Annotated in this window: 14 protein-coding genes; 10 read left to right on the top strand and 4 right to left on the bottom strand. The window is 59.2% G+C overall.

The window, feature by feature from the left end; all coding sequences use genetic code 11:
- Positions 1-42: 42 nt before the first annotated feature.
- Positions 43-3057 carry an ATP-binding protein gene (locus PSV38_RS03420; protein WP_300544865.1) on the bottom strand — a complete coding sequence of 1005 codons (3015 nt, stop codon included), beginning with the start codon at positions 3055-3057 and terminating at the stop codon, positions 43-45.
- Between the two features lie 123 nt (positions 3058-3180).
- On the opposite strand from PSV38_RS03420, the gene PSV38_RS03415 reads away from it, so the two are divergent.
- The 3 genes from PSV38_RS03415 to PSV38_RS03405 all read left to right on the top strand — a co-directional run bounded on the left by PSV38_RS03415 (position 3181) and on the right by PSV38_RS03405 (position 7524).
- Positions 3181-5682 carry a hybrid sensor histidine kinase/response regulator gene (locus PSV38_RS03415; RefSeq protein WP_300544863.1) on the top strand — a complete coding sequence of 834 codons (2502 nt, stop codon included), beginning with the start codon at positions 3181-3183 and terminating at the stop codon, positions 5680-5682.
- Entirely contained in the window at positions 5675-6568 is an 894-nt protein-coding gene (locus PSV38_RS03410; RefSeq protein ID WP_300544861.1) for a sterol desaturase family protein, read from the top strand. The genes PSV38_RS03415 and PSV38_RS03410 overlap by 8 nt, the downstream gene beginning before the upstream one ends.
- A 146-nt stretch (positions 6569-6714) precedes the next feature.
- On the top strand, positions 6715-7524 hold the full coding sequence (locus PSV38_RS03405) for a ComEC/Rec2 family competence protein (RefSeq protein WP_300544859.1): 810 nt from the start codon (positions 6715-6717) through the stop codon (positions 7522-7524).
- Between the two features lie 278 nt (positions 7525-7802).
- Here PSV38_RS03405 and PSV38_RS03400 read toward each other — a convergent pair whose 3' ends face one another.
- From PSV38_RS03400 to PSV38_RS03390, 3 genes are all read right to left on the bottom strand, one after another.
- Positions 7803-8600 carry a nucleotidyl transferase AbiEii/AbiGii toxin family protein gene (locus tag PSV38_RS03400; RefSeq protein WP_300544857.1) on the bottom strand — a complete coding sequence of 266 codons (798 nt, stop codon included), beginning with the start codon at positions 8598-8600 and terminating at the stop codon, positions 7803-7805.
- A gap of 56 nt (positions 8601-8656) precedes the next feature.
- Entirely contained in the window at positions 8657-9490 is an 834-nt protein-coding gene (locus PSV38_RS03395; protein ID WP_300544855.1) for a type IV toxin-antitoxin system AbiEi family antitoxin, read from the bottom strand.
- Between the two features lie 365 nt (positions 9491-9855).
- The gene (locus PSV38_RS03390; RefSeq protein ID WP_300544852.1) at positions 9856-10896 is read right to left on the bottom strand and encodes a hypothetical protein; all 1041 of its coding nucleotides are present in this window, start codon (positions 10894-10896) and stop codon (positions 9856-9858) included.
- A 249-nt stretch (positions 10897-11145) separates the two neighbouring features.
- Here PSV38_RS03390 and PSV38_RS03385 point away from each other — a divergent pair, with 249 nt between their 5' ends.
- Genes PSV38_RS03385 through PSV38_RS03355 form a run of 7 tightly spaced genes read left to right on the top strand, consistent with a single transcriptional unit; the run spans position 11146 to position 18199 of the window.
- Positions 11146-11358: a hypothetical protein gene (locus PSV38_RS03385; protein WP_300544850.1), complete on the top strand. Its 213-nt coding sequence runs from the start codon at positions 11146-11148 to the stop codon at positions 11356-11358.
- Between the two features lie 11 nt (positions 11359-11369).
- Complete coding sequence (locus PSV38_RS03380; RefSeq protein WP_300544848.1) at positions 11370-13130, top strand: site-specific DNA-methyltransferase; 1761 nt, start codon at positions 11370-11372, stop codon at positions 13128-13130.
- Positions 13127-15691, top strand: a complete 2565-nt coding sequence (locus PSV38_RS03375; RefSeq protein WP_300544846.1) for a DEAD/DEAH box helicase family protein — start codon at positions 13127-13129, stop codon at positions 15689-15691. The genes PSV38_RS03380 and PSV38_RS03375 overlap by 4 nt, the downstream gene beginning before the upstream one ends.
- A 10-nt stretch (positions 15692-15701) precedes the next feature.
- Positions 15702-15914, top strand: a complete 213-nt coding sequence (locus PSV38_RS03370; protein ID WP_300544843.1) for a hypothetical protein — start codon at positions 15702-15704, stop codon at positions 15912-15914.
- Between the two features lie 13 nt (positions 15915-15927).
- Positions 15928-16671 carry a DUF2321 domain-containing protein gene (locus tag PSV38_RS03365; RefSeq protein ID WP_300544841.1) on the top strand — a complete coding sequence of 248 codons (744 nt, stop codon included), beginning with the start codon at positions 15928-15930 and terminating at the stop codon, positions 16669-16671.
- Between the two features lie 39 nt (positions 16672-16710).
- Positions 16711-17637 (top strand): nucleotidyltransferase, encoded by a 927-nt coding sequence (locus tag PSV38_RS03360; RefSeq protein WP_300544839.1) that lies wholly within the window; start codon positions 16711-16713, stop codon positions 17635-17637.
- A complete protein-coding gene (locus tag PSV38_RS03355; RefSeq protein ID WP_300544837.1) occupies positions 17579-18199 on the top strand; it encodes an SLATT domain-containing protein in 621 nt (206 codons plus the stop codon). The genes PSV38_RS03360 and PSV38_RS03355 overlap by 59 nt, the downstream gene beginning before the upstream one ends.
- Positions 18200-18571 lie beyond the last annotated feature (372 nt).

Below are 18571 nucleotides of genomic sequence, written 5' to 3'. Positions count from 1 at the left end.
GCGGCTTGCACATCCTCATGCCAGCAATGGCCATGCCCGAACTCAGACCTTGTTCATCAACGCCTCCAACGCCCGAGGATCCACCGGCTTGACCAGGTGGGCGTCAAAGCCGGCTTCCAGAGCCTGTGCCACGTCCTTGGGTTGACCATAGCCTGAGAGGGCCACCAACTGGCCTTTGTAGCCAGCCTGGCGAATGAGTCGGGCAGCCTCATAGCCGTTCAGCTTGGGCAGGCCGATGTCGATCAAGGCGATGTCAGGTTGGGTGTCGATCACCAGCTGGGCGCCGGCCTGGCCATCTTCGGCGGTGAACACGCTGTGGCCAGCCAGGGACAACAGAACCTGCAGGGCTTCGCGGACATCCTCGTTGTCCTCCACCACCACCACATGCCGATTCGGCATTGACGTGTCCTGGGGGCCGGGCAGGGCAGTGCTTTCAGGCGCTACCAGTGGCAGCCGAACGATGAAGGTGCTGCCTTGCTGATGCCCCTCACTGCGCGCGGCGACATTGCCGCCATGCAACTCGGTCAGGCGGCGGACCAGGGTCAGGCCAATGCCCAGCCCACCTTGCCGACGGTCCAGTGATCGGTCACCTTGCACGAACAGGTCAAACACCCGCGACAGCAGCGGCTCAGTCATGCCCACACCGCTGTCGGAGACCTCCAGCACACCCATGTCGCCTTCCTTGCGCACGGTGGCCTTGACGTGCCCACCATCGGGGGTGTACTTCAGCGCGTTGGTCAGCAGGTTGTAGATGATCTGCTCGATGCGTGTACCGTCGGCCTGCACCCAGACCTCTTCCAGCTCGATCTGAAGCGTGTGGGATTTCAGCATGCCGGACACCTCCAGTGTGGTCACCAGGCGTTGGGTGGCCTGGGCCAGGTCCAGGGGGTGGCGGGTCAGCATGATCTTGCCGGTGATCACTCGGGCCACGTCCAGCAGGTCGTCCATCAGCCTGGCCAGGTGCCGGGTCTGGCGGGAGATGATCTGGCGGGCACTCAAGGCGGCGGGGTTTTCCGAACCCAGACGATTCAGTACTTCGGAGGCGGCGGCAATGGCGCCCAGGGGGTTGCGCAATTCGTGGCCCAGCATGGCCAGGAACTCGTCCTTGGCGCGGTTGGCATTTTCGGCTTCCACGCGCGCTGCCTGCTCTCGGGCCACAAAATCGGCCCGGGCCAGTTCCACCGACTTTTGCTGCGTGGCATCGACCATCACGCCGATCATGTGCAAGGGTTGGCCGGATTCGTCGTACTTCAGCACCACGCGGCCCGACAGCCAGCGCACCGACCGATCCGGCAGGCTGGTGCGGAACTCGAACACGGCCTGCTCCTGCTTTTGGCGCGTGGCCGTTTGCAGGGTGTCCTGAACCTGTTGGCGGTCGCTCTCGTCAATGAGCTTGATCCAGGCGTCCCAGGTGCCGTCGAACTCCGCGAGTTTGATGCCGAAGAGCGGGGCCATGCCTGAGGTCCAGGTGGTGCGGTCGGGCACGAACTCGTAGTCGAAAAAGCCCACGTGACCGGCGGCCTGTGCCAGTTCCACCATGTGCTGGCTTTCGCGCAGGCGGCGTTCGGCCGTGATCAGGGCTTCTTCGGCGTGCTTGCGCTCAGTGATGTCGGTGTAGGCGCCGATCGCCCCACGAGGGCGGCCGGCGTGGTCGTACAAGGGCGCGGCGTGGGCGATCAAGCGCAGCGCGCGGCCGTCCTGGTGCACCACGTCCAGCTCGACGTCGCTGGTTTTGGCGCCCGTCAAGGCGGCGTGCTTCAGGGGTTGCTCATCGGGCAGCAGTTCTTGCCCCTCCTTGAGCACCACGTGCGGTGGCAGGTGGCCGTCTTCCAGCTCATTGAACATGGCGGCCAGCGCGGGATTGCGCAAAACGCTGTGGCAATCCTTGTCCTGCGCGATGGCCAGGCCGATGGGACTGTTCTGAAACAGGGTTTCAAACTCGTCGGCCTTGGCCTGCAACCGTTCGCGGGCCAACTCGCGCTGCATTTCCAGCACGCGCAGTGCGCTTTGCAGCAAGGCCAGTTCTCGCACCTCGCTGGGGTGCTGCACGGCCTGCGGTCCGCCCACAGCCAACTGCTGCAAGGGCTTCGTGACGCGCCTGGCCACCAGCATGGCCAGTGCCAAGCCCGCCGCCAGAGACAGCATACCGGCACCCAGCGCCGTGGCAATCGACCGGGCATGGTTGCGGTCGATGGGGGCTGCGGGTACGCCCACGCCAATGCCCCAGTTGGCCAGAGGGATGCGTTTCCAGGCCACGTACACGTCGGTGCTCTTGTCGCTCGCGACCTGAGCGCGCTGAATGCCCGCGATCTGATCGCCCATTACCTGTTGAGCGCCCAGTGGCAAAGGTTGGCCGACAAAGCGCTGTGGATCCAGGCTGCGCGCGATGATCTGAAAACGCGAGTCAAAAATCGACACGAAGCCCCCGGGCGCGATGGTCACTCCGTTCATGAGCTTTTGCCAGTTCGCCGGCGTGATCCAGGCCCCCAGCGCGTACTTGACCTTGCCTTGCACAAACACGGGCACCAGAACCCCGGTGGTGCGCTGTCCGTTGGGGCCTTCCATCAGGCTGGTCACCTCGGGCCCCCCGGTGCGGATCAGGCGTTCCAAGGCCGATCGGTCGCTGATTTTTTCAAGGGGTTTACCCGGGGGTTGACGGGTGTTGAAGATCACATCGCCGTTGAGTTCGAGCAGGTAGGCGCTGCTCCAGGTGCTGCGCATCTTGGGCAGGGCGGTGAGCGTGGCAAAAAATCCGGCCACATCGTCGCGCTGCAACGAGTCGGAATACGAGAGGATGGCCAGCGCGTCAATCGACGACACCATCTCGCGCTCGACCGTGAGCGCGAAGGTGGACGCGGTGCGCAGCAAACTGTCTTCCAGTGCTTGGTTGCCAGCCAGAGTTTCCTGAACGACCAGGTAACAGGCCAGCCCGGACATGGGCACCGTCGCCACGATGATGACGGCGGTGAGGTAGCCACGCAGCGAAGCCAGCGGCCAATGGAAGAGGTCGTGTAGCTTGCTCAGACGAGACCGCAGATTCTGCAAGAAATGGGGCATAGGGTTTGCATCAGCCAACAACCCCACCATGTTGACACAGGCCGATCAAGCCTGTTCCTGGAAGGCCCGGCCGGTTGTAGACTGCCAAGCATTCCCTGGTGGTCGGCGTATCGGAGACAAGGCTTGAGTGGTTCAGCTGAAAAAAAATCCTGGCGTTGGCATGGTGTGGTGCTGGCGGGGGTGGTGGTGGGCATGGGCACGCGGGCCTTGCTGCAACCCTGGCTGGCCGATGCCGTTCCTTTTGTCCTGGCGTTCACCGCGCTGATTGCGGTGCAGGCCGTGGCCGGGCGGGCTGCGGCGATCTGGACGGTGTTGGGCTGCGTGGTTTGGGCACTGATCCCGAGCCTGCATCCTCACCCCAGCAAGCTCCACGTCGCCATCTTTTTCATCTCGGCCTTGGCCGTGGTCTTTTTCTTGGAGCGCTTCATCGGCGTGAGCCGACCTGACGCTGCGGACGACGACACTGCGACGCCGTCTGAAGGCTCCCTGTGGTGGCTGCGCGTGTGGATCGCCATGTCGCTGGTCCTGCCGGTGGTGTTTTTCTGCAGCATCGCGTGGTACACGCGGGGCCAAACCCTGCAGGAAGGGCACGCCCGGGTTGACCAAGCGGCCGCCATCGTGCGGGAGCACGCCTCGCGCGTCATCGAAACCAATGGCGTCATCGTCAATTTCATCCTGGACGAGCTGGGCGCTCAATCGGCGGCGGACATCCGCGCTCGGGAAGAAGTTCTACATCGTCGGCTGGTGCAGGCGGTTTCCGAAGTGGAGCAGATTCGGTCGATCTGGATATGGGGCGAGGACGGCCGTGCCCTGGCGTCCAATCGCCTGTTCCCGGTGCCTGCGGATTTGAACGTCCGAGACCAGGACTACCTGACCGTTTGCAAGCAGCGTTCGGACGCGTGGTTTGTCTCCAGTCTGGCCATCGGTGGGACGACAGGCAGCGAATTTTTCAACGTCAGTCGCTGCAGGCGCAGTGAAGACGGCGGCTTTCTGGGCGTGGTGGCCGTCGCCTTGCTGCCGCAATACTTCACTGATTTCTACCGAAAGATGGCCGAGACCGAACCTGGTCTGAACGTGCGATTGATGCGTGACGATGGCACCGTCCTGGCCCGTTACCCCGCAGCTGATGCAGGGGGGCGTCAGGCGACCTTGGACGCGGACATCTTCAAGCTGGTCAAGGACAACGCCACATCGGCGCTCTCCGCCGAAATCGCCGAGCAAACCAATGACGCAGGGCCGCTGGTGTCACTCAGGCGGCTGGCTCCCTACTCGGTGTACGTTGCTGCCTCCATTGACCGTGCGGCTTTGATGGCCCAGTGGCAAAGCCGCCTGGTGGTTTTGGCGGCGGCCACTTTCCCTGCAGGGCTGGCACTGGCTTATGTGGCCTCGGTCGCACTGAGGCGCGCCTCCAGAGAGTTGAATGCCGTGCGGCGCTTGCAGGAAGAGTCCGAGCAAAGGCGGCGAGCCGAAGAAGCACTTCGCCATTCCCAGAAGCTGGAGGCGCTGGGACAGCTCACCGGCGGGGTGGCGCACGACTTCAACAACCTGCTGATGGTGGTCAACACCAACGCCTACCTGATGGGGCAGTTGTACCCCGCCGTCAAGGATAGCAAGCCGCTGGGGGCCATCAACCGGGCGGTGACGGCAGGCACCAAGCTGACGCGGCAACTGCTGGCCTTTTCGCGCCGTCAGGCCCTCAGGCCGGAAGCGGTCCTGCTGCAAGACAGCCTGCCCGCGCTTTCCGATTTGTTCAGAACCACCTTGGGCGGCTCTGTGCAGTTGAGCATTGAGCTGGCCGCCGACACGCATCAGTTGCACGTGGACCCGGCCGAGTTGGAGTTGGCCTTGTTGAACCTGGTCATCAATGCGCGAGATGCCATGCCCAGCGGTGGTCAACTGGTCATCAGCTCCCGCAATCTGGAGCGTGCCGAACTGGTGGCCGAAGGGTCGACGTTGAGTGGCACCGCCGTTGAGCTGGTGGTGGCCGACACCGGCGCGGGCATTCCGGAGGCCATCCGAGGCCGCATTTTCGAGCCCTTCTTTTCAACCAAGGCGCCCGGCGAGGGCACGGGATTGGGCCTCAGTCAGGTCTACGGGTTTTGCGTGCAGGCCAAAGGCGAGGTGGTGGTCAAATCGATCTACGGTGAAGGCACCAGCGTGGTGATGCGTTTGCCGGTGGACCCTGCGACGCCGGTTGAAGCGGTGCCCGAAGACGTGTTGCTTTCGGTGCCACCCTTGGTGGCCAGGGTGCTGCTGGTCGAGGACAACCCCGAAGTGGCCGAGGCCACGTGTGAACTGATCCGTGCGCTGGGCTGCCAGGTCACCCACCTGGGCAGTGCCGATGCTGCGCAGCCTTGGCTGTTGAGCCATCACCACAGTGTTGACTTGGTCATCAGCGATGTCATCATGCCGGGGCAGGCCAGTGGCATTGACCTGGCGGCGATGATTCGGCGTGAATACCCCAGCCTGGCGGTGCTGCTGGTGACGGGTTACACGAAAGAGTTGTGCCGAGCCATCGAAGAGGGCATTGCCGTGCTGCCCAAGCCGTTCGGCGTGGAGACGCTGCAGCAAGCCATGCAAGGTGCTTTGAACAAGGCCAGCCGCGCGGTCACCCACCATGAATAGTCAGCTCGACCACATTGACGCCATTTTGTTGTTCGTGGTGGTGCCCGCCATCGTGCTGGCCTCGCTGCTTGAGGCCTGGGTGTTGTCCCGCCGGGCCCGCTACGACTGGCGTGCCTCGGGCATCTCCTTCCTGGACCTGGTGCTGCGCATCACCATCAACCTCACGGTGCCCCTGGCCTTGTCCACCCCCGTCACGCAGTGGGCGCAGGAGCACCGCCTGACCCACCTGCAACTGGATGGCTGGCAGACGGTGATGCTGCTGTTCCTGGGCCAGGAGTTTTGCTACTACTGGTTTCACCGAGCAGCTCACCGTGTGCGCTGGTTCTGGTGCAACCATTCGGTGCACCACTCGCCCAACGAGCTGAACCTGACGGCCGCCGTGCGCATCGGCCTGTTTGGCAAGCTCACTGGCACGTTCATCTTCTTTTCGCCTTTGGTGTGGCTGGGCTTCGAGCCCAGACTGGTCGCGCAAACCTTGACCTTGAACCTGCTGTACCAATTCTGGATTCACGCCACCTGGATCCCAAAATTGGGCTGGATGGAAGGCGTGTTCAACACGCCCTCGGCACACCGCGTTCACCACGCCAGCAATCCGCAATACCTGGACGCCAACTATGGTGGCGTGCTGATCATCTTTGACCGCCTGTTTGGCACTTACGTGGCCGAGCGCGATGACATTCCCATTCGCTATGGCCTGGTCAAACCACAGCTCAGCTACAACCCCTTGCGGGTCGAGTTTGACGCGTGGATCGATTTGGGGCGGGACATGCTCAAGGCCCCCACCCTCAAGGCAGCCTTGCTGCATGTGGTGATGCCGCCGGCCTGGCAGCCGCCGGGTCGCCCCGTCGCGCTTAAGCCAACTTCGATCGACCCGGTGCGCGACTGACCTCACCCCGGGGTGCTTTGTCCATCACCTGTTGGGGTGCCCTGCCAGTGTGCGGTTGACAGCAACAATCTGCTTCTTTCCAGAGGCAACCGCTGAGACCGCTTGATGATCAACGACACCCTTCCACATCACGCTTCCAGCCTTCCATGAGCCTGTGGACGATGGCCATGGCTGCCTGGGTGGTGGGCTTGGCATTGCAACTGCAGCAATCCCGATTGACCGCCTTGGCCTGGGCTCAGAGTGCTTGCGCTTTGGCCGTGCTGATGGTGTTGATGAGCGTCTGGCTGATGCGCAGCAAGCCAAAGCTTCGTGCCGCGTGGCCCTTGGTGTGGCTGGCATGTGCTTGCTTGGCTTGGGGCAGCACAACTTGGCGTGCCCACGCGCTGACGCAGCAAACCCTCCCACCTTCATGGCAAGACCAAGATCTGTTGCTCCAAGGGCAGGTGGTGGGGTTGCCCACGCTGCGGGCTGGCAGCCTGGGATTCGATGTGGCGGTTCAAAGCCTCACGCTTCAAGGCAAAGCCCTGGAGCAGGGTATGCCAGAGCGTGTGATGCTGTATTGGCGGTTCGACGCTGCCATGCCTCAGGTGCAGGCGGGCCAGGTCTGGCGTTGGACCGTTCGTTTGCAGTCGCCCGTTGCCACTGGCAACCCCGGCGGCTTTGACGTTGCCCTGTGGCTGCTGGACAAGGGCGTGCGGGCAAGTGGTTCGGTCCGCCACAAAAAAGGCCCTCCACCGCAGTTGCTGCAATCGCCCGGCCATTGGTGGTCAGCCGGTGCGGTGGACCGGCTCAGGCAGGCTATCCGCCAGTCTATCCAGCGCCAAGTGCCTGATGCGCGACTGTCCGGTGTGCTGGCCGGACTGACCATCGGCGACCAATCGGCCATTGTGGTCGCGGACAATAAAGTCGTTTCCAGGCATCCCTGGGAACGACCACTGTTTCGCAAAGTAGCCTGACAAATAGTCGCTTCCGTTGCGCTAACTTCCGGTGCGCGGGCAGGGCATTAAAGCTGTTTCCAATCGCCCTCTGCGCCCAACTCTGCTTGTTTAGCTGCTGCTGCCGCTTTCCAATTCGCTGGAAAGCGGGGGGAGCAGCAACAGCTTGCGCAGATTGCAGGAATTTCGGCCCTGGATACTCCGCGCCCGGGGCGAGATAATTGAACCTGTCGCGTTGGCAGTTGACTGTCGCGTACGTCGAGTCCGCACTCTGTGCATTTGATGAGCCGTCTCTTCTCCTATGCGTCCAGATGCGGCAGGAAAACACGATAAAACTTCTCGCAGGCCTGCTGAGGTGAGTAGCTTTGTCCGGCTGGCATGAAGCCGTCCATGTCGGCCAAGAATTTTCTCGACGTCATGCGCCGGTCGAGCTCGCGCTGGACATCTGCAGCCTTAAATGCGCTGCCTTCTTGGCCCATGTAGAAGCGAAAGGCGGCCCCAACTCGCGCAGGGTTCACGCGCGCAAGGGCTGCCGGGTGGTTCGTTACTTCCCAAGACCACCAGAGGTCGAACAGGTCGCGCCCATGCTCTCGCTGTAGCAGGGCGCGCAATTTGGTCCCGAGCATCTCGTCGAGGTCATACGAGACTACGGACACAGGCCGAACGCCGCCTTCGCCGTCGGGTACTTGCACGTCAATTGGGACGAGTGGAAAGAAGCTGTGATTTTCGTTGATGTTCGTCTCCACCTTGAGATGGGCGAATGCCGCCTCACTGCTCCGCGGGTCATAGGTGTAGGTGGTGCGGAGGATTTTCGATTTCGCAACGAGATTTCGTACAGCAAGCTGAAGGTCAGCAAGCACCGACTCAGAGGGGATGCCGAGAATAGGCCGGAGTACCCGATGAAGCGCCTTCTTGATGTCACCAGCTGGGCGAGTTCCAACCAGAACGAGGTCAATGTCTTCCGAATATCGGCTCGCAGGAGCCAGGTGTCCTTTGTGAAGGACGGTGCCGCCTCGCATCGCGACGTGGCTCTTCAAGAATTTATCCTCAAAAATGGCCGCAACGGCCTTGCTCAGGAGGTAGTCCTGCTCGACCATCAAGTCACTTGTCCAAGGGGCATGCGCTCGCCAAGCTGAAAGTTCACGTGCGCTAATCAAGCAATCTCCTCAAATATGTTCAGCCGCCGGGCGTCGTATTGGATGTTCCAGCGTTCGTCCCGGACGAGGCTGCGCTCATCCATGGACACTTGCAGCTCCAACCGGTACGGTATTGTCCGATGGGACTTGAGCCAGTCAGCCACGCGTTGCGCGGGCTTCTTCATGCCCAAACGTTCGAGGATGAACCCCAGCCGCTGTGCAACGGGCACTTGGCCCATGGCGGTCAGTGACTGAGTCAGTCCGGCGAGTTCAATCTTCGGGGAAAGGTCCCGTGCAATTCGGATGACGCTTTCGATGCCACCAATGTCGGGCTGGTGCCGTATCAAGTCCAATAGAGTGGCTTCTCGGGTGCTCACTCGCCACGGTGCTACGCCGGACGTGACTTGTATCGTCGGTGTTTTGGCAATTGCACGTTTGCTGAAGAACTCGACTTTCAACCGACCCGGCGTGAGCGCCAATCGCGGCTTGCCCACCATCACCTGGGTATCTTGAAGGGCGTAGTGCGCTGAGCCCCAATGCCTCGCGGCTGAGAGCAGGGCGACGTAGTAGTGGGGCTCGATTCGCGTCAAGCAGTCGTCCAGCCACCATGTCGCAGGAGGAGCCCCATAGTGTGCTTGCTCAGCCGGTACGATGAGCCAGCCTGCGGGCCGTTTCGTCGCCAGCACCACGAGTCCTTGCTTCACTAGGCGATGGAGCGCCTTCTTGACGGCGGGACTGTTGACGTCGCGTCGGACGAGCTGTGCGAAGTCGCGTGTTTCGAAAAAATATCGCGCGCCGGATTGGATAGCTCGAAGCGCAGCCTCCGCATTGAGCGGGTCACCTTGCCCCATTGCAGGTGGTTGTGCTGGGGCCAATGATGGGGCAGGTAGTTGCATAAAAGTTCTCGAATAATACCCTGTTATGTCCTTATAGCGAAACGTTTCTAAGGCCAGCCAACGCGACCTACGAGGTCATCAGGCCCGAAGACTCGCTTGAGTGTTTGAGTGTTTGAGTGCTTGGCGTGGTCGTTGGGTCGTTTCGCCGGTACCGGAGCTATGCGGGCCTGCACCACTCAACAGCAGGCGAGCGCCGGCCATCGCCCTCAATTGACCCCTTTGGTGGGTGGCCTCGCATGCCCGGGCTGGGTAACTGAATCGACTTCACCCCGAGTGCGCGAGGCCAAGCTGGGGGAGTTTGGAAATTGAGACTGAGTAGCTCAGGAAGCATCAAGTGTTGGTCGTCTGCATTGAACCAAGGCCTCCTTGATACGTTCCCACCGCCCGTCTTTCTGTAAAGACACAAAGAAGACCCGAGTCGCCAAGGCATCCGCTGCGTCCGAGCCCAGCTGACGCCAAGCCGTCTTTCGTGCGAATTTTTCAATAATTTGTTCAAGGCGATATTTAATGCGCGGACTTCGAATCCTGTTCTTGGATTCGATGATTGGCTTGCAGGCCGCCCACTCGGATTCAGACAGTTTGGGACGAGTCTTAAAGGCGACAAGGTCGGTGTCGCCTTTCGACTGTCGCGCGGCCTGCAATTTTCGGTGAGCGCCATCCACGGGAAGGCGAAACACGATTTCCTTGCCTAGTCCTTGGCCGGTGGACGACTCTGAGGGAAATACAGATGACACCCTAATGCTGGTGATGAGTGACTCATTTTCTATGTCAACGAAGCGGAAGGTGGCAAGCATCGTTCCTGAGGGAAGCTTCAAATCAAAGCGGCCACGCAATGCATTAAAAAATATGCTGGCTTCGGCTCTCCGCGCGCAGGGATAGTAGGTTGTCCATGTCAAAAGTGCTTTGATGAATGCATGCCGATAGTCAAATATTCTTTGACCTTTGGCTGCTGTGAGTCGCCCAGCGCCTTGTTTGTCGATGGTTACTGAGCCCGCTACTTGTATGCCTGCTGGGGTAAGCATCCATCTTGATGCGCGCTTGTCCACGCCAAACAAGCCTGATATCAGCACTTGCGAAGGAATGTAATACCGCTTACCACCTAGCGTTAGTTGGAAGAATGTTTGGGTCCGTTGCGCGTCTTGTGGAATGCGCAAGCGGTCTAGCGTTGCAGCATCAGTGCAGGGCTCAAATTCTGAGAAGCTAGCTGTCTGGGGGCCTGTCCATTTTTGCTTGGAAGTGTCTGACGCGATGGAGAGTGAGGCCTCCTCAGGAAAAACGATACTCACGGTACCGCTAGCCTCGTCTCGTTCGACCAGCTTGATGCCTTCAAAAGTGTCCCTTAACCCAACTATCCAACCCATATTCAGCTCCTCGAAAATTGCCTGCTGAGCGTAAAGAGATTGGTTTTATTCCGCGAGGTGAGATTTAAGACAAAGGGCAGCGAGGTACAGGCAGAGGCACTTCATAAAAGATATTTTTTAAATGCCGACGATGAGTCGATGAAATATGAAGCGTGTTTGATTACGCCAAATTTCTTAGCAATCGGTACACTCTGTTAGAGTATTGCCGTTAGGAATATTTAAAGAGCGGGTGCTACATCCATTGACACCATGGCCAGACCAAAAACCAAAACCTCCACAACGACGCTCAAGATGACTCCTGAAGTACGGGAGCTCTGGGAGTTGTGCGCAGCTGCCGAAACGCGCTCGCTGACCAACATGTTCGAGGTGATGGTGCAGGCGTATGCCCAGAAGCTACACATCGAGCCGAAGAGAGTGCCGCGTGCGTCTGCGCCGGCCGAGCCCAAAACGACCAAAAACTAATAACTGCATCCATGCCTCAACGCGACTACTCGCATCTTTCTGCCCCTGAACTTGTCGAGCTTTTGAAGCAGCGCGATGCCCATGCCCATTTCGGCTTGGTTTGGGAGCGAGACGCAATCGAAAAAGACAGGCACCTTAACGACGAATTCGTCGGGCTGGAACTGGTCTCCGACCTCTCTCACGGGGATGGGCCATACAAGAACTTAGTCATTGAAGGCGACAACTTCGATGTGCTCCGGCATCTGCTCATGACACATGCAGGTCGCGTCAACGTCGTCTACATCGACCCGCCGTACAACACCGGCAGCACTGCATCCAACCGCCAGGGTTGGGTCTATAACGATAAGTTCTTCGACCCGAATTCAAGGTATCGGCACTCCACTTGGCTGGAGTTCATGTACCCCCGTTTGCAACTGGCATGCGACCTCTTGGCTGACGACGGTGTCTTCATGGTGTCCATCGACGACACCGAGCTGTACAACCTCAAACTACTGCTAGACCGCGTTTTCGGCCCGAAGAACTTTGTTGGCAATATCATTTGGAACAATGTCACTGATAACAATCCCACGCGGATTGCTGTCGAGCACGAGTACGTGCTGGTGTACACGAAGAAGAAGGCCGCCAACGCACCCGTGTGGAAATCTTCGGAATTTGGAGCAAAGACGCTTCTCATCGAAATCGGGCGTCAGCTGACCGAGAAGCACAGTGACCCCGTCGAACTTCAGTCGGCCTACACAGAGTGGTACCGAGAAAACAAGTCGTTTTTGGGGCCCCTTTCCGACTACAAGTTCATCGACCACAAGGGCGTGTATGCCGGTAGCCGCAGTGTGCACAACCCTGGCAAAGAGGGCTATAGATATGACGTGCCACACGACGTGACCGGCCGCCCCTGTAAGCAACCGCTGATGGGTTACCGGTTTCCATGGGACACGATGAAGTCCTTAATCGACAACGACCAGCTTCTTTATGGCGCCGACGAAAATAAGATTGTTGAACTCAAAGTCTACGCCAAGGACTACCTGTCGAAGCTCCCGAGCGTCATCGAGTTGGACGGCCGAAAAGGGCCAAACGAGTTAAAAGCTATTTTTGGGGATGTTCTTCCGTTCAACAACCCGAAACCAACTGAGTTGCTTACCCAGCTTCTTACCTTCGTGGCCAAACCGGGCGACATCATTCTTGACTTCTTCGCAGGGAGCGGGACCACTGCGCACGCTGTGGCAAAGCTCAATGCCGAAGATGGGGGCAATCGCACGTTCATTGCCGTCTCCAGTACGGAGGCCAGAATTGACGGGACCGAGGAAGAGCGGCAAAAGAACATCTGTCGCGACGTCTGCGCACAGCGTCTGCGCCGTGTGCTTCCTGTGGAAAACGGCGGGACATTCGCGTACCTTCGTGCTCGACCAATCCTGCGCCATCGGCTCGAGCGCGAGTTGACTAACCAGGTCGTTTGGAATGCGGTGTCGTTGGCGCATCAGCTTCCGATTTCCACTTTGAACGGCACGATGGGTTGGATTACGACCGCGGAGGGTGTGGCAATTGCCTATCCAACGGGCACAAAGGCGAGCGATGTCGCCAAGTTCACTGCGGCCGCCGGCGAACACAAGGGCCCGGTGATTTGCTACGCATGGGCCGCCCCACGATTTGCTGCGGCAGTGCCCCGTGCACAAGTTTTTTCGCTGCCGGACACATTGCTCGGCAATTTTCGCAAATCAGTCGCTCTACTGGAGGACGCCGGGCCTGAGCAGGTGGTCGGTGGAGGAGAAGAAGAATGACAACGATTCTGAAGAAATTTCAGTGCCAGATGCGCGATGCGCTGGTCACTCGATTCAAACACCTCAAGGCACAGTACGACGCACTCTCTGGGCTGCCTGACCGCGCCGAAACGCTGACGCAGATTCGACTGAACCAGGGGGCCGTCATGCTCCAGGCCCCGACGGGGGTCGGCAAGACCCTCATCGCCGTGGACACCGTGCAGTCCTTCTCCACCAATGAAAAGGTGGTCTGGTTCTGGTTCGTGCCTTTCGTAGGACTGGTCGGCCAGGCTCAGCGCACCTTCCAGGCTGAGGCACCGGCGGTCAAGTTGCTGTCCCTCGAGTCGGACCGGTTCACCGAATCGTTGCGTCCTGGCGGCGTTTACGCCCTTTCCTGGCAGTCTGTCGCATCCACCCTGGCGCGCCGCGTCCTGCGCGAAACTCGGGATGACGGTCTTTCTGTGGACGACCTGATTTTGCAGGCCAGGGAACTCGGGTACCGCATCGGATGCGTAGTCGATGAAGCCCACCATGGGTTGCACAAGGCGCAAGAGGCCTCGACGTTTTTCTCGACCATCTTGAAGCCTGATTACGCGTTGCTCATGACGGCGACCCCTCGCGACGAGGACGCCATCAAGTTCAGCCAGAAGACCGGCTACAAACTGGGTAACCCGGATGAATGGGCAACCATCACCCGCGAGCAGGGCGTAGAGGCCGGCCTGCTCAAAGCCGGCGTTAAGACTGTGAAGTTCATTGCGCGGTCCGGCAACGAGTCCAAGATGTTGGACTTCGAGAGAATCGCCCTGGCGCAGGCCGCATCCATGCACCGCCGAATCAAGCTGGAGCTTGAACAGCTGGGGGTCGGCGTCGCCCCGCTCCTCTTGGTGCAGGTTCCTAACGGCGGCGAGTCTGTCGACGATGTGGAGCGGGTTCTCGTCAGCGAACTGGGATTCCCTGCTGGTTCGGTGCGCAAGCACACATCAGACGAGCCGGATAACAACCTAGCCGCAGTCGCCAACGACCCGTCTGCAGAGGTGCTGATTTTCAAGATGGCAATCGCGATGGGTTTCGACGCACCGCGGGCCTTCACGCTTGCCGCGCTACGTGGCGTTCGGGACCGGGAATTCGGCACCCAAGTAGTTGGTCGCATCATGCGCGTTCACCGGCTTTTGCAGGGACGCGAGGATGTTCCTGAACTGCTGAAGAACGGGTATGTGTTTTTGGCGAACCAAGAGGACCAAGAAGGCCTCCGTGGCGCTGCAGGGCTGATTAACGCCATGCGCGCTCAAGAGCCCCAGCTGGGCCAGCAAACCATCCTGACCTTAGAGGTCGGCGCAGATTCTTCGGATGTGACGTTGGTCAATTCGCAAGGGGAATCCGAGACTGTTCTTGCCGCAACGAGTGACGGGGAGGCAAGCCTGGCCACTGTGACCCCTCCCCAGCAGAGGGGGTCGACGGGCCTGAGCAACGTTAGCGCCGAAGTCTTGGAAACCGCAAGGAACCTTGTTGCTCAACTGCAAGGGCGCGGCCAACTCGATTTGCTGAACATCAGCGGTGGCGTTTCGGCAGGAGCGGCCGCGTCGGGGTCCGCACCGCCGGCAACCCCGCCTGCCGCGTCCGCAACGCTGGCTGATGTCATCGCTGCTACCGCTGTCGCGAAGAAGCGATATCTGCGCAAAGCCGATGCGCCCCTGACTTTGAAAACTGAGTTGCTTCCGAGCATGCCGGACAATTTCGAAGAGCAGGTCGTCGGACTCGTGGACTTCACCCGTGTTTTGGGGGACAGGGACCGAACCGGCACGCAACTCACACAACGGACGGAGGACCTCTTTACGGAAGAGGAGTCGATGTTGGACGAGAGCATTCTCGCGCAGCTTTCGCCCTCTGTGATTGCGGAGCGAGCTAAACAGGTGGCGCTCCCCTTCCGCGATGTCGATGAGCGTGACTTCCTCAATCGTTTGGAGGACCGGTTCCGGGATGCATTGGTGCGCCAGGGAATAGCAGTGCCAGCCGATGCTGAAGTTATTCGTCGGCAGCTTGACCTCGTGCTGGTGAGAAACCCCAAGTTGGTGCGCGAGGCGCACAAGCGAGTTCGTGCAAGCCTTGTGGAAGTCCGGGATGTCACGGTACCGGATGCGCTCATTGAGGCTGCCGGCTTGCCGCGCTCCGCGCGCAACATCTACGGGGTGTTCCCGCCCGGCCTGAACAAGGACGAGCGCGAGTTCGCCAACTTGCTGGACACCGATGACGAAGTGATTTGGTGGCACCGAAATCCCTCGGACAAGCCCGGCTCCGTCGCACTGTGGGCTTGGTCCGGCGGTGTAACTGGCTTCTACCCCGATTTTGTGGTGGCCGTGAAAGGCCGCGCCCATGCTGCCGGGCAGGCGCTTGTCGAAGTCAAGGGCGAGTTCCTTCAGGAATGGGAAAAGGCCAAGGCCGGGGCGAAGGGTCAGCACCACGGGCGAGCTTTCATGGTCGGAAAGCGCGGTGACGACGGCAACTTCTACTTTTTCAGGCTGGAGAACCACCAGCTCGAACTGGACGGACTGTACGAGAGCCAACGGCTCAAGCTGAACATTTGAGTCAGTAGTCATGCAGCCCCGCGCCAAAACAATCCAAATTTTTCTTCCGTCCGGGGACCCACAAGGCATCCGGCAGGCGGAAATTACGACCCGCATCGTTCGGCTCATCGAGGTCCCCCGGGCGTTGCTGAAGGACGAACGAATCTTCGCGGCGATGCAGGGGATGCTGGCCAAGATGGTTTGGCAGCAATTCCAGCGTGCTGCGTCGGTTGGACAGGGCTGAGTAAGGGGGCAACATGCGTGAAGGCTATGACGCACAGCAAGTCTGTTTGAACGGTCATCAACAGACCGACCGGTACTATGGCTCGCCAGAGTTCCGAAGAGAGTTCTGTGAGGAATGCGGGGCCAGCACTGTCCACAAGTGTTCAAACTGTTTGGCAGACATCCTCGGTGACTACTCCGTGCCTGGCGTTATTGCCTTTGGCTGCACTACGCCAGTTCCCCCTTTCTGCCGGGGATGCGGAGTTAAGTTCCCGTGGACGGACAGGCTCATTGCAAGCAAGGCAAGCGATGCGGTGAGTGCGATTGACCCAAAGGACGTGCTGGCGCGCCTATGCACGCGCTTTTCGCTGGTTGTCCGGGAGCTGCGGCATCGGCATGACAACCGGCCGACTCTAAACGTAGTTGACGAGTACGACGTGCAAGACCTACTACACTCGGCGCTCCACCTCTTCTTCGACGATGTTCGCGCAGAAGAAGTCGTTCCCAGCTATGCGGGGAAGTCAACTCGTATGGACTTCTTGCTTAAGGACGCCTCCATCTCAGTGGAAGCCAAGATGACCCGGAAAGGCTTGGGAGCGAAAGAAGTTGGCGAGCAGCTGATTCTCGATATCGCTCAATATCAGTCGCACCCCAGCTGCAAATCGCTGTTTTGCCTTGTGTATGACCCCGAGCATCGAGTGAGAAATCCCCGCGGAATAGAAACAGACCTGTCGAAGACACACGGGGAGCTTGAAGTACGTGTATTCGTTGTGTCCTAGCCCTGTGCATAGGCGCAGGTCTATACCTTCGGTGCTTCAATGGAAAATAGGGCCTCAACTCTGGCCGACGACGAACGGAAAAAAATGGGTGTAGGTGAATGGTTTTCAGATTTCTGCGGCAATATTCGTATTGACTTAAAGAAGCGGCAGTCCTTTGGCTACCGGACTGGTCGCATTACCAAAGTCTTGAACGTAGACTTTAGGAGCTTGGATTCCGATACCGCTAATCGCTTCTATGTTGGGTCGATGGGGAGAAGCACAGCAATTCCCTCCGTCAGTGACGTGGACCTGCTTTACGTCCTACCCTATGCAACGTATGAGAAGTACGACGCCTACTCGGGAAACAAGCAATCAGCGTTGCTGAGCGCGGTGCGCGCGGCGGTGCAAAAGACCTATTCGACTTCGGCTATCTTCGGAGACGGGCAGGTTGTAGCCATAGCCTTTGATGACGGCGTTACCTACGAGCTATTACCCGCATTTTTGAACAAAGACGGCAGCTATACGTTTGCTGATTCCAATAATGGAGGCTCCTGGCGGGTGTGCAACCCCAAGAAGGAGATGGACGCGTTCTCTGCGCGCAACAGCTTATGTAAGGGGAACTTAGTAGAGCTAGCGCGGATGGCTCGGGCTTGGCGAGACTACAACAGTGTCCCCATGGGTGGAATGCTGCTCGATACCTTGGCATATCAGTTCATAGAGTCCTGGGCCCACCGCGATAAGTCATACCTCTACTATGACTACATGACCCGGGACTTCTTCAACTTCCTGGCCAACCAAATCTCAAGTCAGCAGCATTGGCTCGCTCCAGGGAGCGGCTCATATGTGTACCGAAAAGGACCATTTGAGTACAAAGCTCGCCAAGCGGAGCTGCGTGCGCTTGAGGCCCTTGAATACCTAAAGGGCGGGTATGAGCGCTCTGCAAAGCAAAAATTTAGGGAAATTTATGGTCCAACTTTCCCAGCCTGAATCGGGGGCCACCCCTTCCGCCACTACGTCCCTGGAAGGTCAGCTTCGGGAGATGTATGGCAGAGCAGCGTATACCCATAAGACCCACGAGAAGATGGCGGACGGCTACATACAGCACTACCGGTTCATCAAGACTGTCGAGATTGGCCTCTCAGCACTTGCCGCCGGCAGTCTGCTGTTTGCGGTCTTCGGCGATTCTCGCGTGGGAACAATTGTGGGCGCTGTCCTTTCTACGGTCCTATTGAGCCTGACGCTGTACTTCAAGGAGGCGTCACTTGGTGAACAAGCCCAGAAGCACGCCGTTGTGGGCTCTCAGCTCTGGGGCGTTCGCGAATCTCTTCTGAGCCTTTTAGTGGATATGCACGATGGCCGAGCGGTGGACGAGGTTCGGAAGGAGCGCGACCGTCTCAACCAACTGCTTGAGGAGATTTACAAGGGAGCTCCGCGCACAAATGCGAAGGCCTACGGGGCCGCTCAGAAGGCGCTTAAAGCCGATGAGGAACTGTTCTTCACAGACGCGGAGCTAAACCGAATGCTTCCTAAGCGGCTTCGGAGCAAGTAACCAGTCGGAGGGGGCTTGCCGGATATGCTGATTCGAGCAGCCGAGGTTAGTCAGGACGGGGCTTGTGTCGCGCCTAGCCCCCGGTATGCCACTCGGCCAAGCTGGAAAACTCCGTCGGCGAGGGGGAGTCCGGCCAGTATGGCGGCTCAAGCCAGGCGCGCTTCTAATTTCATTTTTTGTTCAACGAAGGATTGACCTAAGTCGTTGATTTTGAAGGAAATTGGCCAACAGCTTGATAGCACCCGAGGCCCAGAAAAAAGCCCCCGGGTGTTAGCGCACCGGGGGGCCGAATCAAGAGCCACTTTACTAATTGCAATACCCGAGCAATAAGGACAAACTTTGAAATACACCTACAACTTCGGAAAATCGACG

This window comes from Aquabacterium sp., assembly GCF_029946005.1.
Classification (GTDB): Bacteria; Pseudomonadota; Gammaproteobacteria; order Burkholderiales; family Burkholderiaceae_C; genus Aquabacterium.
Note: the sequence above shows the minus strand (reverse complement) of the source record. Positions and strands in the feature narration are given on the sequence as shown.